This window comes from Prevotella veroralis DSM 19559 = JCM 6290 (assembly GCF_000377625.1).
In the GTDB taxonomy this organism is placed as follows: domain Bacteria; phylum Bacteroidota; class Bacteroidia; order Bacteroidales; family Bacteroidaceae; genus Prevotella; species Prevotella veroralis.
On record NZ_KB898326.1, the window covers coordinates 57,461 to 73,472 of the forward strand.

Consider the following 16,012-nt stretch of genomic DNA (forward strand, 5'->3'; position numbering starts at 1 on the left):
ACTATCCGAAAGTTGCTAATGGGCGTCATTTTTATTTGTAATTTTGCTTTCCAATATGATAGATAGGCACAGAAATAATTGTTTAAGATAAAATTTAATAATAGATGTATAAGTTATTTAGTAGCAAGATGATTGCTTCTTTCAAGATAGCAATGTTATCATTACCATTCCTAAGTATCGGTAGCTTGCACGCACAAGAGTTCCATGAGCAAGCCCCCCTCACATTCCGTCCATTGCTGCAAGAGCTTGGAACGAATCTGATGAAGGGTAAGAAAGGGAGTATCGTGGCACTTGATCCAGCCACGGGAGAGGTTCTTTGCATGGTAACGAACTCGCCCGATGGACCGAATGACGGCTTAGCTATAGCCACAGCTTACCCTCCGGGCTCCACAATTAAGCCTGCGCAAGCCTTGATTTACTTGTCGGAAGGATTGGTAAAGAGCGATACCAAGATTGCTTGTCACGATGGTTTTCGTGACGGAAACATAAGGGTGAAGTGTCATCACCATTACTCCCCAGAGCCTTTAATAGGTGCTTTGGCTGTCTCATGTAACACTTGGTTCCTCAAGTCCTACCTCGCCATGATAGGCAACACACATAAGTATGGCTCTAAAGAAGAGGCTGTCACGGTGTGGCGCGATTACTTGGTTAGCATGGGATTAGGCGGTCCTTTGGGTATAGATATGCCTGGCGAACGAGGCGGACTGGTAGCGAATGTGAACTACCTAACGCGTCGTTACAAGACAGGTTGGACTCCCAAGACCATTATGTGGGCTGGTATGGGGCAAGGAGACATCACTGTTACGCCTCTTCAACTGTGTAACCTCGCAGCCACAATAGCCAATCGTGGGTTCTTCTTCACCCCTCATATTCACAAAAACACCGATTATGCGCCCCTCCCTTCACGCTTCCTTACACCGCGTCCAACCAAAGTGTCGGCTGCAGCTTACGGTCCTGTGATAGAAGGAATGCGTCAGGCTGTGACGAAGGGAACGGCTACAATATTGAATGGAACAACCTATCCGGTTTGTGGAAAGACGGGTACTGCGGAGAACGCAGGCAAAGATCACTCTGCATTCATTGGTTTTGCACCAATGAATCATCCGAAGATAGCCATCGCCGTGTACGTTGAACATGCTGGTTTCGGTGCTGATGTGGCTGCCCCGATAGCTGGTCTTATCATGGAGAAGTACCTTAAAGGCAAGCTAAGTCCTAAGTCTATAGCATTGGCAAAGAGGGTGGAGAAAATACAAACGATTGTCCAGTAACAATAAGGAAAAACACTAAAAGTAAGGACAGGAGCCCTCGGCTAGAAACCCGTCTACCTCAATTAATCAATAAAGGGTCAACTGTTTAGCGGACAGACGAGGGCGTCTGTCCCTACTTTGGGGTGTTATTTTGATTGGGAAGAACCATCTAAATTGACTTCCGTTAGGCACTCCTCCCCTTAGGGGAGGCTGGGTGGGGTTTCCAGACGAGGGCGTCTGTCCCTACTTTAGTACCTTATTCCCTAACCTCTCTCCGAATGGAAAGGGGAGTAGATAGTGTCATCTGAAAACGACGGGGGCGTTTCTTCATTGCCAAGAGAGGCTTTCTTCGATATGAAGAGACGCCCTTTTCATTGCAAGGAAACGCCCTCCTTGATTGGAGAAGGGCGTTCCTTTAATTAATGATAATACCAACTTGTAGGGACAGACGCCCTCGTCTGTCCGCCAAAACACAGCAAATAAAAGCCTCCCCAAGCCCCTCCAAAGGAGGGGATGTTGTCTATCAGAATGTCATGAAAGGGTAGATGGGTGGATAGACAAGGGCATCTGTCCCTACTTTGCGGCATCATTTTGATTAAAATAATATGTCATTAAAACAACATGTCATTATGTCCTTCTGTCTTAAAACTATGTTGCAAAGTGGGTAGGCAAGGGCATTCCCCCCTGCTTGTTACTACAGCTTCTGACAAAACTATTCATAACTTTACATTATGAATTGTGTGTTTTGAATAGATAAATGTGTATCTTTGCATGGATGAAGTATGCAATCATAGCCGCTGGAGACGGCTCCCGACTGGCACAAGAAGGTGTTACTGATTCCAAGCCATTGGTTAAGGTGAATGGAGAACGGCTTATTGACCGGTTGATAAGAGTGTTTGTTGCGAATGATGCAACCGATATTCTCGTTATCTGCAATGAGCACATGACGGATGTTGCAAGGCACCTCGTTGAGGTGGAGGAACAGGGTTTGAATGGGCATCATGTCCCTCTGCAATTCCTGATCAAGACGACTCTTAGTTCCATGCACAGCCTCTATGAGCTGCGAAAATACCTACTTGACGAACCCTTCATACTGACGACTGTAGATACAATCTTCGATGAGCAAGCGTTCAGTTCGTATGTCTCTACTTTCCGAAAAAGGCTGCATCAGGGGGTGGATGCACTGATGGGTGTAACCGATTATATCGATGATGAGAAACCGCTCTACGTGTCGACTGATTCGCAACTACACGTTACGGGCTATTATGACCATGCACACCCTGATACGCAATATATCTCTGCGGGCATCTATGGACTTACCCCTCTGACCCTCTCCATACTGAATGATTGCATTGCAAAAGGGCAACATCGCATGCGTAACTTTCAGCGTGCTTTGGTGGAAAATGGGCTTCACGTTGAGGCTTATCCATTGTCGAAAGTCTTTGACATAGACCATGCTTCTGATATAACAAAGGCTGAAGAATATTTGAATAAAAGGCTCTAACCATGTTACTCATACAACGGGCAAAGCGTTATTCGCCCCATTCTGAAGAGAAAGATTTGGCTATCTTGGAGGCAGTGGGTAGGCTGTTAGGCAAGGTAGACATCGTGGGTGAAGAAGCGTTGGAAACCTTTTTACAATCGCATGAGAGGGTAGGGGAGAGTCTATCAAAAGCCGGAGTGCCCACCGAGCGACGTCTCGTTCTCTCCATGGGGCGTGCTCCGCAGACCTTAGATTCTCTATCCACATTGGAGGAAAAAGGTGTCTGTGTGCTTAATCCCACAGCTGGTGTGCGAGCCTGCCAACGTAGTAATATAGAACGAGTAATGCGTGAAAATCATCTTCCATTGCCACCATCAGAAGGAGAAAAAGGCTATTGGCTGAAGCGTGGCGACCAAAGTGCAGAGACCCAAGAGGACGTTTGCTATTGTGCGAATCGGGCTGAACTGGAGCTTGCCAAAGAGCGTCTTCAACAGCGAGGAATCGTCGATTTCATTGTACAAGCGCATGTGGAAGGCGATTTAATCAAGTTTTATGGCGTTGAAGGAACGAATTTCTTTCGTTGTTTCTATCCTTGTGACGATGGTGAAACGAAGTTTGGTGCAGAGCAGCGGAACGGTATTTCTCATCATTTCAGCTACTCCAAAGGGCAGTTGCAATACGATGCAGAACAGTTGTCGAGGCTTTTGCAAACCCCTATCTATGGTGGCGATGCTATCATTCGAGCCGATGGAACTTATGTCATCATCGACTTCAATGATTGGCCGAGTTACTCCCGTTGTCGTCAAGAGGCAGCTCAATCGATTGTTGAAAGAGTGCGTCAGCTGTGAAAGTCATCCCCTTTTGACTATTAACAAACGATAATGAAAGTCTTGAAAGATACATGATAATAAGAGAGAAAATAGATAAATTCCGCACATTACTACGTGCTTCTATGAAGTCGGAAGACACCGAAGAGTGGCTAGATGTGCATTTCACACGTCCCATCGGACTTGCTTTTGCCTTGCTCTGGCACCGCTTTGGCGTCACTCCTAACAGCATTACAATCCTCTCCATATTCCTTGGTGTGGCGGCAGGAGTGATGTTCTCTTTCACAGACACATTATATAATGTAGTGGGCGTAGTGCTCTTGATGCTTGCAAACTTTTGTGATTCCACCGACGGACAACTAGCTCGTCTCACCAACCAGCGGTCGATGAAGGGGCGTTGTTTGGATGGTTTCGCTGGTGATACATGGTTTTTTACGATCTATCTAGCCCTTGTCTTGCGCCTTTGGAACGAGCCTATACCCTTCACGACAGTGCCTTGGGGCATTGGAGGATTGGTCTTGGCAGCCGTTGCAGGTCTATTGTCTCACTCGCCACAAAGCTCCTTGAGCGACTATTATCGTCAGATACATCTTTACTTCCTGATGGGTAGGAAAGGTTCAGAATTAGGCTCTTATGCACAGGAACAAGCGATAGTTGAATCGCTGAAAGGCAAACCGAATGTCTTTTGGGAGCGTGCTTTCCACTCCAATTATCAGCATTATTGCCAGAGTCAGGAGCGTCGCACACCTGCTTTCCAGCGTTTCCACAAAGCGTTGATGGCACAGTATGGCAGCATAGAGCAGGTTCCGCAAGAACTGAAAGAACGTTTTTTGAAAGGGAGCCGACCGCTCATGCCCTTCACAAACCTGCTTACTTTTAACAGTAGAGCTATCCTCCTTTACATCACCTGCTTACTGAATTGCCCTTGGATCTACCTCCTTTTTGAAGTCACGATATATAACCTCATGTATGTATATATGCACCAGAAACACGAGAAACTGTGTGCATCTTTGATGCAGAACATCGGTGAGGGGGGGCTGACAAAGTCGTCCGTTATCCTCTTCGACTTCGGCGGAACGCTCGATACACAGGGCTGTCACTGGGGCAAAATGCTTTGGCATGGATATGAAGCGATGGGTGTTCCCGTGACAGAAGAGCAGTTTCGGGAAGCCTACGTATATGCTGAACGAAAGTTAGGGAGCGAACCTTTGATTCATGCCAACGACACTTTCCGTAGGATGTTATCGGTGAAACTCAGCTTAGAGTTCGATTACCTCTTAGAGAAAGGATGGTTGACTGTTGATGAGCAAAGTGCGAGGAAGATGCAAACAGAGCTTGAAAACCATATATATAATAAGGTGGAAACGACAATCGGAAGCAGTAAGAACGTTCTTGAACAGCTTCGGAAGCGATACAGATTGGGCTTAGTAACCAACTTCTATGGCAATATGTCCGTTGTTCTCAAGGAGTTCCAGCTGTCCAATCTCTTTGAGACTGTGACCGAGAGCGCCGTTGTTGGCGTTCGTAAACCATCCCCAGAGATATTCAGAAAAGCCGTTGCCGCTATGCAAGTGCAGCCTGACAGGGTGTTAGTAGTGGGTGATAGCTATACGAAGGACATTCTTCCTGCCCATGAGATAGGCTGCCGTACCTGTTGGATCAAGGGTGAGGGATGGGACAAGGAAGAGCCGCAAGCACCTGTTGCCGACCTTATTATTCATGAGTTAAAGGTACTTTTATCCTACGAATAAGTACTATTTGAAGTTTAAATAAGCTGAAAAATAATTAGAAGAAAGCAATATTAGTAAAGTAAGAGCGTTTGGTTTATAATATAAAAGGCGTATGAAAGAAATAAATGTAAAGCCTGCAGAGGGTAGACTCGGAGTGTTGGTCGTTGGATGTGGAGCTGTTGCTACAACATTCATAACGGGTGTATTGATGGCACGTAAGGGGCTTGCAAAGCCTATCGGGTCGATGACACAATATGACAAGATACGTGTTGGGCATGGAGCCGATAAGCAGTATCTGCACTACAAGGACATTGTTTCGATGGCAGACCTTCGTGATCTTGTCTTCGGGACATGGGATGTCTACCCTCAAAACGCATATCAAGCTGCGGTCTATGCAGAGGTCTTGAAGGCTAAAGACATTGAACCTGTTCGGGACGAGCTGATGGCTATTAAGCCTATGAAAGCAGCCTTCGACAAGAATTACGCCAAGCGTCTTGATGGCGATAATGTTAAGGATTGCAGGACGAGATGGGATATGGTTGAGGCGTTAAGAGCCGATATCCGCGACTTTAAAGAGCGTGAGCAATGCGATAGAGTAGTGGTTATCTGGGCTGCTTCCACAGAGATATTTGTACCTTACGATGCGGCTTATCACAAGACACTCGACCAACTACAAGCTGCGATGAAGGCTGACGACAGAGAGCACATAGCCCCTTCCATGTGTTATGCTTACGCTGCTTTGGAAGAGAGATGCCCGTTTATCATGGGTGCTCCTAACACTACTGTCGACATTCCCGCGATGTGGGAATTAGCAGAGAAGACGCACATGCCGATTGCAGGAAAGGACTTCAAGACAGGTCAAACACTGGTGAAATCAGGCTTCGCACCTATCATTAAGACCCGTAATTTGGGCTTGGCAGGATGGTTCTCAACCAATATCCTCGGTAATAGGGATGGGCTTGTTCTGGACGAGCCAGCCAACTTCCACACCAAAGAAGTTAGTAAGCTGTCCACCTTAGAGACCATTTGTAAGCCAGACGAGCAGCCCGACTTATATGGAAACATCTATCACAAGGTGCGTATCAACTACTATCCTCCACGCAACGACAATAAAGAAGGGTGGGATAATATTGATATCTTCGGGTGGATGGGATACCCAATGCAGATCAAGATAAACTTCCTTTGCCGTGATTCCATCCTTGCCGCACCCTTGTTATTAGACCTTGTTTTGTTGTCAGATGTGGCTGTTAGGGCTGGAAGATATGGTATTCAATGCTTCTTGAGTTTCTTCTTAAAGAGTCCAATGCATGACTTCACGCAAGGTGAAGAGCCTGTGAACAACCTCTTTGAGCAGTACACAATGCTTAAGAATGCCATCCGTGAGATGGGAGGCTACGAGCCGGATGAAGAGATAGATTAGTTGTCTCTGTCTGAGTAAATAAGACTTTGGGTCTTAAAAGAGTTATAAAATGATTGTATTAGATAGATTAAGAAAATCCCAGAAGTCCGTGTTCTCCGTGTTTCGAGACCGACTGAGAATAGTGCTGTTGATGTGCCTATTGTTTATAGTAGGCACATTGATGGCTCATGCGCAACAACCACTTCCTTCAGTCTTAAAGGTAGATTCCCTACCAGTTAAGACTGATTCGTTGTTATTAAGCACTGACTCTATGTCGCTTGCCACTGATTCCCTCATTCAGATGATGGACTCTCTTGCAAAGGAGGTAAGCAAGCCTGCACCTGCAGTCGATAGTACTTTATTACAGTGTTATGTGGTTGACTCGCAGACAGGAGACAGTATTCCTTATGCTAATGCCATCTATAAAGCACTGAAGATAGGGACTTCGGGCGATGCTGACGGTCATTTCACAATTAAGAGGAAGGCTGGCGAACAACTCACCGTAACGGCTGTTGGCTATAAACCTCGTCGAATTAAAGTGACGGATGACACGCCTAATACACTGCATATAACGCTTATTGCCGACTCGAGACAACTGCAAGGTGTGGTGGTAAAAGCCAAACGCCGGCATCGTTACTCTCGCAAGGATAACCCCGCAGTAGAGCTTATGAGGCGTGTAATAGCAGCCAAGAAACAGTCGTTACTATCGAACCACAGCTACTATCAATATGATAAGTATCAGAAGGTAACGATGGCTGTTAACAACCTAACTCCCGATGATCTTGAGGGCAAGATGTTTAAGAGAGCACCTTGGCTAATCGATCAGGTGGAGGTGTGCCCATATAACAATAAGCTCATACTTCCTATCTCCGTTGATGAGACACTCACGCAACACATCTATCGCAAAGAGCCTCGCGATGAGAAAGACATCGTGTTGGGTCAGACCACAAAGGGTATCTCTAAGCTCATTCAGACAGGTGAGGCGGTGAACACAATAGTAAAGGATCTCTTCAAAGATATCAACATCTATGATGATCAAATCGACCTCCTGCAAAAGAGATTCCCCTCTCCAATAGGCTCAACTGCCATCTCCTTCTATCATTTCTATATAGATGATACGGTCTATGTGAACCAAGATCAATGCATCAGACTACAGTTTATGCCAGCTAACCAACAGGACTTTGGCTTCCGTGGTGAGCTTTATGTGCTGAACGACAGTACGCTGCATGTGAAGAAGTGTGACATGCAGTTGCCTGCAAACACAGGTGTTAACTTTGTCGATGCGATGAAGTTTGAACAGGAGTTTACTAAGTTGGACAATGGCGAATGGGCGTTGACAACGGATAACATGGTGGCTGAGTTGAAACTCACCGACTTTCTCCAGCGTGCCATTGTGATACGTACAACGGGCATGAATCACTATGCCTTCAATCCTATTGACGACAAACTCTTTAAGGGGAAAGCAAAGGTTACGTATGATGCCAACGCTAAGATGCGTGATAATGAGTTCTGGGCAGAACACAGAACAACGCAGTTAACGAAGAGCGAAGCCGGTATGGACTCGTTCGTGAAACGCATGTCTAAGACCAAGCACTTCAAGTGGGTGCTGTTCGCAACGAAAGCTCTTGTGGAGAACTTCATCGAGACTGGCAATGAAGATAAGCCCAGTAAGGTGGACCTCGGACCGGTTAACACCTTCATTTCAAAGAACTTCGTCGATGGCATCCGTTTGCGTGCTTCAGCCCGAACAACGGCTAAGTTCAATCCACACTGGTTCTTTGAAGGCTATTACGCATACGGTACCAAGTCGCATGACCATTACTATGATGCGAAGGTAACATACTCTTTCAATAAGCCAGAATACCAACCGATTGAGTTCCCGATACGTACTATCTCCATCGAATCCAATAAAGATATAGAGTCGCCATCGGATAAGTATTTGAAGCATAATAAGGATAACATCTTTATGACCTTTCGCCCAGTTAAGGTGGAGAAACTCTACTTCTATAATCGCCAGAAGATAACCTTTGAGTGGGAAACAAGCTATGGCTTGAAAACAGGTATTGGTCTTCGCACAGAGAGCAATCGCCCAACTGGAAAGTTGATATACGAACGGATGGATGGCTCCTTGGTAGATCGTATTCGTATGACGGAGCTTTCTTTGAGTTTAGACTTCCGTCCCGGACAAACCTATGTGAACTCGAAGCAGAGACGAATGGAGGTTAATCTCGATGCACCAGAGTTCAAGTTAAAGCACATCATGGGCTTGAAGAACTTCCTCGGAGGGCACTTCACGACCAATTTCACCGAACTCTCCATCTATAAGCGATTCTGGTTAGGGAGCTGGGGACACGTTGATACACGTGTAGAAGGGGGTGCGCAGTGGAATAAGGTGCCTTTCCCTTTCCTCATCACACCGCCTGTCAACACCTCGTACTTCGAACACCTTGGTACGTTTAACTTGATGCAACCACTCGAATTCCTTAATGATCGGTATGCCAAATTCAACCTTGCTTGGGACTTGGAAGGCAAGGTTTTCAATCGAGTTCCATTGTTGAAGAAGTTGAAATGGCGTGAGTATGTAGCCTTCAAGGGCATGTGGGGACACCTAACAGATAAGAACAATCCCTTCTTACCACAGAACTCTAACGATCGAGTTCTATATAAGTTTCCAGATGGAACAGGCGTTATGACGAATGATCCTTATCTAGAGTTTGTGGTCGGAGTGCATAATATCTTCAAGTGTTTGGAGGTCGATTATGTGCGCAGACTGACCTATACTCATGCGCCGGGGATCTCTAAGAATGGTATAAGATTCGGTTTTAATCTTGTGTTCTAGGGCTCTCTTGTAATTCAAAATTCATAATTCACAATTCAAAATTATGATTAGGTAGAGTGGACGAATTAACTGGTTGACGGGTTAACAAGTTGTTTATTCCGTTGAGGAAAAGCCTCACCCCCAACCCCTCTACGTATGGGGAGAGGAGTAAATAGTGCTTTTTGCATACGAAGTCAGTATCACAAAGTAGGGACAGACGCCCTCGTCTGTCCGCATAAATACAATATATGAGATAAAAGGGATATGTCATTAGAACAATATGTCTTTAGTCATTTTGTCTTTAAACCACGTTGCGAGGCGGACAGACGAGGGCGTCTGTCCCTACGGTGTAGCGTTATCTGGGAGGTAGATGAGTTCTTTAAAAAGTTGATATAAGTACAGATTATGTTGAAGGATATTATCTTAGTAGGTATTGGAAGTTTTGTAGGAGGAAGCCTGCGAATGGTTATCTCAAAGTATATTCAGCTTGCCATTGCAGGGTCGTTCCCCTTAGGAACGATGGTGGTAAATGTTTTGGGCTGTTTTCTGATTGGTGTTTTCTCCTCTTTATCAGGTGAGAATGGAGGTATCAGTACGTCTACTCGCCTCCTACTAACTACTGGTTTCTGTGGTGGATTCACGACTTTCTCCACCTTTATGAATGAGAATGTCGGTTTGATAAAAGGTGGTGATGGCTTCACAACATCCGTTCTTTACATCCTTGTCTCCCTCGCTTTGGGGTTCATCGCAGTGTTGGCTGGTAGGGTAGTGGTGGTGCATTAAGGAGCACTAAACACCCTCTTTTAATTCAAAATTCAAAGTTCACAATTCAAAATTAAAGCCTCCCCAAGCCCCTCCGAAGGAGGGGATGTCCTCCCCCAAGGTTTTGCTTAACTTCTAAAGTGTGGTTGGTATGAGTGGACGAGTGGATGGGTTGATAAGTAGACGAGTTGTTTGTTCTATTGAAGAGGGCGTTTCTTCGATGTGAGGAGACGCCCTTTTCATTGCAAGGAAACGCCTTCTTCGCTTTGAAGAAGGCGTTTCCTTGTTTTTAGTTCTGCTGTTCCAGCTAACGAGGTACTACCTCGCTACACTGAAACTATGTTACACGGGCATTCCAGCAAAGCCTTACATCAAACAGAACTAATCATAATTTTGAATTTTGAACTTTGAATTTTGAATTAAAGTAAAGCCTTACATCAAACAGAACTAATCATAATTTTGAATTTTGAACTTTGAATTTTGAATTAAAAGAGATGTCTACTTGATAATCAGAAAGGTTACAAGATAGCTTCTAAAGCATGTTGGAAGAGCCATGAATGAGCCTTTTCTTGGGGTTAGCCTTCGCGTCTCATCTGTTCGATAAGCTCCTTTTGATGCTCCGTCAGATGGTCAGGAAGTTTCACGTTATAGGTAATGATGAGGTCACCGAAGGTACCGTCACCACGGTCGTAACCCTTTCCACGTAGCCGAACCTTCGTCCCGCCTTGTGTTAAAGGCTTTACTTTCAGTTTCACCTTGGTACCACTAGAGAGCTGAATAATCACTTCTCCACCCAATAGGGCAGTGTAGAGATCAATGCCAACAGTGGCTTCCATTTGTCCAGGACTGGGTCGACCGTAAGCTCTACCAGTGCTTCCTGCCGATGAACGCCGCCTCCCTGCACCTCCGAAAAGGTCTTGGAAGAAGCTACTGAAGCCGCCACCTCCACTGCCAAAGCTGCTGAAATCGAATCCTCCAAACGAGTTTGCATCCCCTTGACTACCATTAAAACCACCGAAGCCACCCGCTTGCTCGTAGGCATCAGCATTCCTCCATTGCTCGCCATACTTGTCATATTTAGCGCGTTTGTCGGGGTCTCCAATCACTTCAAAGGCTTCGCTCAATGCTTGGAACTTGGCTTTTGCCTTCGGATCGTTAGGATGTAGGTCTGGATGAAACTGCTTTGCACGTTTCCTATAGGCTGCCCGCACATCCTTCTGAGGGATGTTTCGGTCAACACCTAGAATCTTATAATAATCTATAAATGCCATATTTTACCTCCTTATATATAGTTAATTCTTTCTTTAAAGAGGGTAGCAAAGAGCGTGCCATTAGTCCATTCGGTCTCGATAATCCTCATAGGTAAACTCTCGCAAGACCTCTAGTTCGTTGTCAGGATGGAGTAGGGCGATAGCCGGATGACTGATTCCATTGAACATATTAGTCTTCACTGTCGTGTAATGAAGCATGTCTTCAAAGATGATATTCTCGCCTATCTGCAATGGATGATCAAACCTCCATGCCCCCATCCAGTCGCCACTCAAGCAGCTGTTAGCACCCAGTCGGTACGTATTCTCACCCTTTGCAGAACCGTCCTCATCAACTAATTCCGCATTGCGAACGGCTGGGTGGTAAGGCATCTCTAAACAGTCAGGCATGTGACAGGTGAAACTTACATTTAAGATAGCCGTTTTTATGCCATGATCCTCCACCACATCGAGCACTTGAGCGACCAGTGGTCCCGTCTGCCAAGCGAAGGCACTACCTGGTTCGAGTATCACCTTTAACCAAGGATAGCGTTTCTTAAACTCTTTCAAGGCACGAATAAGACGCGGAACATCGTAGTCTTTGCGTGTCATCAGGTGTCCGCCACCGAAGTTAACCCACTTCAGTTGAGGGAACCAGTTGGCGAACTTCGCCTCAATATGCTCCAATGTGCGTTCGAAAACATCGCTACCACTCTCGCAATGACAATGAATATGGAAGCCATCAACGCCCTCTGGCAGTGTAGCAGGGAGTTTTGAAGATGCGACACCGAACCTAGTTCCAGGCGCGCAAGGGTTATATATGAGTGTTTCTACCTCTGAGTACTCCGGATTCACACGTAGACCGAAACTCAAGCGAGTGTTTTCTAGCTTTGCTCTAACGTGGTATCGCTCAAATTGCGACAATGAGTTGAACACGAGATGAGACGAGCATCGAGCAATATCATCGATCTCGTAATCCGTATAACCGGGTGAGAAGGTATGCGTGGGAGCACCAAATTCCTCAAAACCAAGGCGTGCCTCATACAGAGAAGATGCCGTTGTGGCATGGATATACTCACGGAAAATAGGAAAGGTACGCCATAGAGCGTAGGCTTTAAAGGCTAGAATAATCTCAACATCAGCCTCCTTAGCAACACTGGCGATCAGTTGGAGGTTCTTTCGTAAACGCTCTTCTTCCAATATGTACATCGGTCGGGAGAGTTCGTTGTAAGTCTTTGGATTTACTTTCATGGTGCAAATATAAGGAAAAATTTGCGGTTATCAGAAATAATATCTACCTTTGCAATACAAATAAAGTATGAGCATGAAGCTGGTTATTATGACTAAATCCACCTTCTTTGTAGAGGAGGATAAAATAATAAGTATGCTCTTCGAGGAAGGACTTGACTGCCTACACATCTCGAAGGTGGATCCATCTCCACTTTATTTGGAACGCCTCTTATCCCTTATTCCATCCCATTATCATAGCAAGATAGTTGTACATCAGCACTTTCAGACGAAAGGTGAATATGGTTTGGGTGGTATTCACTTGGATAACCCCACAATTTCTGCCCCTCGGGGATATAAAGGTCACATCAGTAGAAGCTGTGATGACGTGATGAAACTAAAGGCGATTAAGAAACAATCAGACTATGTTTTTCTTAAAAACATCCATCAGCCACGTGAGCAATCGGCTGCAACTGAACACATCCTATCGGATATTGAGTTGGAAGAAGCCAGTCGGCAAGGACTCTTAGGAAAGCATGTTTATGCCATGGGAGGCATTACGGTGGAAGATTTCCCACGTTTGCATGACCTCGACTTTGGTGGAGTAGTGGTGCGAAACGACCTTTGGGATCAGTTTTGTATCCATAGTGAGCAGAACTTCAATCCTATAATTAAATACTTCCACAAGCTCCGTACAATTTGTTAAGGACTTTGGATAGATAACAGTTGATTTATACCTTATCAATATAAACAATAGAAAGAAATGAGTGAAAACAACTCTTTTTTGGTCTTCTCAGGTACTAAGACGAGATATCTTGCTGAGAAAATCTGTGCTAGTTTAGGCTGTCCTCTTGGCAACTTAGTGATGACTCGCTTCTCTGATGGTGAGTTTGTCGTTTCTTATGAGCAGAGTATTCGTGGCAAAGATGTCTATCTTGTACAGAGCACTTTCCCTAACTCTGATAATCTCATGGAGCTTCTCTTGATGATTGATGCAGCCAAGCGTGCATCTGCCCGACAGATTATTGCTGTTGTGCCTTACTTTGGTTGGGCTCGTCAAGACCGTAAGGACAAACCACGTGTCAGCATTGGTGCAAAGCTAGTAGCCGACTTGTTAAGTGTTGCTGGTATTGATCGCCTAATGACAATGGATCTCCATGCTGATCAGATTCAAGGTTTCTTCAACGTTCCTGTTGACCACCTCTATGCTAGCGGTGTTCTTCTTCCTTATGTACAGAGTCTCCACTTGGAGGATTTAGTTATTGCCAGTCCTGACGTCGGAGGCTCAAAACGTGCTAACACATACGCTAAGTATTTGGGTTGTCCGCTCGTTCTTTGCAATAAGACACGTGCTCGTGCCAATGTAGTAGATACGATGCAGATCATTGGTGATGTAAAAGGTAAGAACGTCATCATCGTTGATGATATGGTTGATACAGCCGGCACCATTACCAAGGCAGCTGATATTATGAAAGAAGCAGGTGCAAAGAGTGTTCGTGCTATTGCTTCTCACTGTGTTATGAGTGGTCCTGCAACCGAGCGCGTAGAGGCTTCTGCCTTGGAAGAGATGGTCTTCACAGATTCTATTCCATATACTGCTCGCTGCTCAAAGGTTAAGCAGATCTCTGTTGCTGATATGTTTGCAGAGACGATCAAGCGCGTTTTGAATAATGAAAGTATCTCTAGTCAATATCTTATCTAATTGATAGATTAGATAGATCGGAACTTGTGATTAGACACATAATAAGGGATGGAATGAAGAGTTCCATCCCTTTTTTGTGCTTTTAAGACAAGTTTCGTTGATATAAGTCAATAAATGAAGAATCATATAGAAAATAGCCCCCAAATGTTTTGGTGTGTGCGAAAACAGTAATACCTTTGCATTGTCAAAAGACAAATAGATTGTTTAGGTTAGTAGTAATAGATTTAGGTTTTTAGTTATTTAGTTTAAGGTAGAGCAAAAGAGATTGTTCAGGTTCCAATTAAATAGGTTTAGTTAAGGTTATAAATAAGATTGATTAAAGGATAACAATGATGCAAGATGATTGGGTAAACGCCGTGAGGCGAGAACCCAAAAATCAAGCTCAAACATTCACTAAAGCGTGAATTGGCAAAGGGTATAGCACTTGAAGCTATACCCTTTGTTAGTTTCTTCTTACTTATCAAAGCCTATCTGATAGTGGAGAGAGGGTCTTGGAATAATTGTGTTGATGACAACCACGACTTGTGCTAACCATCAGCACAGATTCTATAAGGTATCACGGGGAATAATCAAACTGAAGTGGTTAAAGGAAAGTAAGAATCTACTGTGAAAGAAGAAAAATAATTTTGCTGTCACTCCTGTCACACCTTTGATGATTATAAGTCGTTGGAATATAGATAATTAGCTGAAATGTTAAAAGTGACAGCAACTTAAATCTAAAATAAACTATGTGTTTTAGAGGGATGAGAGGGGCTTGGGCGGGTTACTGGCTATATAAGATAAGGAATACTTGCATTAGATTAGTAAGGATGTTTCCTATACTTTGTTTCTTTCTTAACTATAGGTAAATCATAAAGTTTTGTAGCCTTAAATTTGCCCATGTGGGATATAATATATACTTTTGCACATAAGATTTGCAACGTGCAAATCAGTGATTAGAGGAGTAAAAAGGTATGTCAATATCAAAAACAAGGCAGAAACTCGTTGATGTCGCACGGCAACTTTTTGCGAAGAATGGTATAGCCAATACGACAATGAACGATATTGCGAAGTCGTCGGGTAAAGGAAGACGCACGCTCTATACCTACTTCAAGAGTAAAGATGATGTATATTATGCGGTGATAGAATCAGAGTTGGAACGTCTATCAGATAAGTTAGATGAGGTTGCAGCAAGGCGTATTAGACCGCAAGATAAGATTATCGAACTGATTTACACCCATCTAAGTATGATTAAAGAAACGGTTATGCGCAATGGAAACTTACGTGCTGAGTTCTTTAGAAATATATGGATGGTAGAGAAGGTACGCAAGAATTTTGATGAAGACGAGATCGAGCTCTTTCGCAAAGTATATGCAGAAGCGAAAGAAGATGGCGAATTTGATATTGACAATGTAGAGCTAGTTGCAGACATCACACACTATTGTATCAAGGGCTTGGAAGTACCATTTATCTATGGTCGGTTAGGTCATGGACTAACCGAAGAGTCTTCCCGTCCGTTAGTGGCAAAGGTTGTGTATGGTGCATTAGGTAAGAGTATTATAAAGTAATAACTAACAATATAGATTAAGGC

The 16,012-nt window shown here is 44.4% G+C and carries 13 protein-coding genes and 1 pseudogene; 12 read left to right on the forward strand and 2 right to left on the reverse strand.

Annotation, left to right across the window (positions count from 1 at the left end):
- The first annotated feature begins 104 nt into the window (after positions 1 to 104).
- From D464_RS0102715 to crcB, 9 genes and pseudogenes are all read left to right on the forward strand, one after another.
- Positions 105 to 1,268: a penicillin-binding transpeptidase domain-containing protein gene (locus tag D464_RS0102715; protein ID WP_026284615.1), complete on the forward strand. Its 1,164-nt coding sequence runs from the start codon at positions 105 to 107 to the stop codon at positions 1,266 to 1,268.
- Between the two features lie 736 nt (positions 1,269 to 2,004).
- Positions 2,005 to 2,751 (forward strand): sugar phosphate nucleotidyltransferase, encoded by a 747-nt coding sequence (locus tag D464_RS0102720; RefSeq protein WP_238309044.1) that lies wholly within the window; start codon positions 2,005 to 2,007, stop codon positions 2,749 to 2,751.
- 2 nt (positions 2,752 to 2,753) lie between these two features.
- Positions 2,754 to 3,578, forward strand: coding sequence for a hypothetical protein (locus D464_RS0102725; RefSeq protein WP_024985719.1), 825 nt, complete (start codon positions 2,754 to 2,756; stop codon positions 3,576 to 3,578).
- Positions 3,579 to 3,631: 53 nt separating this feature from the next.
- A pseudogene (locus tag D464_RS14130) lies at positions 3,632 to 4,573 on the forward strand (CDP-alcohol phosphatidyltransferase family protein); the annotation flags it as partial.
- Positions 4,571 to 5,308 carry an HAD family hydrolase gene (locus tag D464_RS14135; protein WP_306302066.1) on the forward strand — a complete coding sequence of 246 codons (738 nt, stop codon included), beginning with the start codon at positions 4,571 to 4,573 and terminating at the stop codon, positions 5,306 to 5,308. The pseudogene D464_RS14130 and the gene D464_RS14135, both read left to right, overlap by 3 nt.
- Positions 5,309 to 5,399: 91 nt before the next feature.
- On the forward strand, positions 5,400 to 6,707 hold the full coding sequence (locus D464_RS0102735) for an inositol-3-phosphate synthase (protein WP_018910039.1): 1,308 nt from the start codon (positions 5,400 to 5,402) through the stop codon (positions 6,705 to 6,707).
- Between the two features lie 160 nt (positions 6,708 to 6,867).
- The gene (locus tag D464_RS0102740; protein WP_018910040.1) at positions 6,868 to 9,525 is read left to right on the forward strand and encodes a DUF5686 and carboxypeptidase-like regulatory domain-containing protein; all 2,658 of its coding nucleotides are present in this window, start codon (positions 6,868 to 6,870) and stop codon (positions 9,523 to 9,525) included.
- 243 nt (positions 9,526 to 9,768) lie between these two features.
- The gene (locus D464_RS14060; protein WP_262502517.1) at positions 9,769 to 9,900 is read left to right on the forward strand and encodes a hypothetical protein; all 132 of its coding nucleotides are present in this window, start codon (positions 9,769 to 9,771) and stop codon (positions 9,898 to 9,900) included.
- Positions 9,901 to 9,909: 9 nt separating this feature from the next.
- Positions 9,910 to 10,287 (forward strand): fluoride efflux transporter CrcB, encoded by a 378-nt coding sequence (crcB, locus tag D464_RS0102745; RefSeq protein ID WP_018910041.1) that lies wholly within the window; start codon positions 9,910 to 9,912, stop codon positions 10,285 to 10,287.
- 554 nt (positions 10,288 to 10,841) lie between these two features.
- Here the strand turns inward: crcB and D464_RS0102750 are convergent.
- Together D464_RS0102750 and nspC are read right to left on the reverse strand one after the other, a co-directional pair.
- A complete protein-coding gene (locus tag D464_RS0102750) occupies positions 10,842 to 11,537 on the reverse strand; it encodes a DnaJ domain-containing protein (protein ID WP_018910042.1) in 696 nt (231 codons plus the stop codon).
- A gap of 60 nt (positions 11,538 to 11,597) precedes the next feature.
- Complete coding sequence (gene nspC / locus D464_RS0102755; protein WP_018910043.1) at positions 11,598 to 12,764, reverse strand: carboxynorspermidine decarboxylase; 1,167 nt, start codon at positions 12,762 to 12,764, stop codon at positions 11,598 to 11,600.
- 73 nt (positions 12,765 to 12,837) lie between these two features.
- Here nspC and D464_RS0102760 point away from each other — a divergent pair, with 73 nt between their 5' ends.
- The 3 genes from D464_RS0102760 (at position 12,838) to D464_RS0102770 (ending at position 15,989) form a co-directional block, all read left to right on the forward strand.
- Positions 12,838 to 13,446, forward strand: a complete 609-nt coding sequence (locus D464_RS0102760; protein WP_024985721.1) for a beta/alpha barrel domain-containing protein — start codon at positions 12,838 to 12,840, stop codon at positions 13,444 to 13,446.
- Positions 13,447 to 13,503: 57 nt separating this feature from the next.
- Entirely contained in the window at positions 13,504 to 14,442 is a 939-nt protein-coding gene (locus D464_RS0102765) for a ribose-phosphate pyrophosphokinase (RefSeq protein ID WP_004382082.1), read from the forward strand.
- Between the two features lie 953 nt (positions 14,443 to 15,395).
- Positions 15,396 to 15,989 (forward strand): TetR/AcrR family transcriptional regulator, encoded by a 594-nt coding sequence (locus tag D464_RS0102770; RefSeq protein ID WP_018910045.1) that lies wholly within the window; start codon positions 15,396 to 15,398, stop codon positions 15,987 to 15,989.
- Positions 15,990 to 16,012 lie beyond the last annotated feature (23 nt).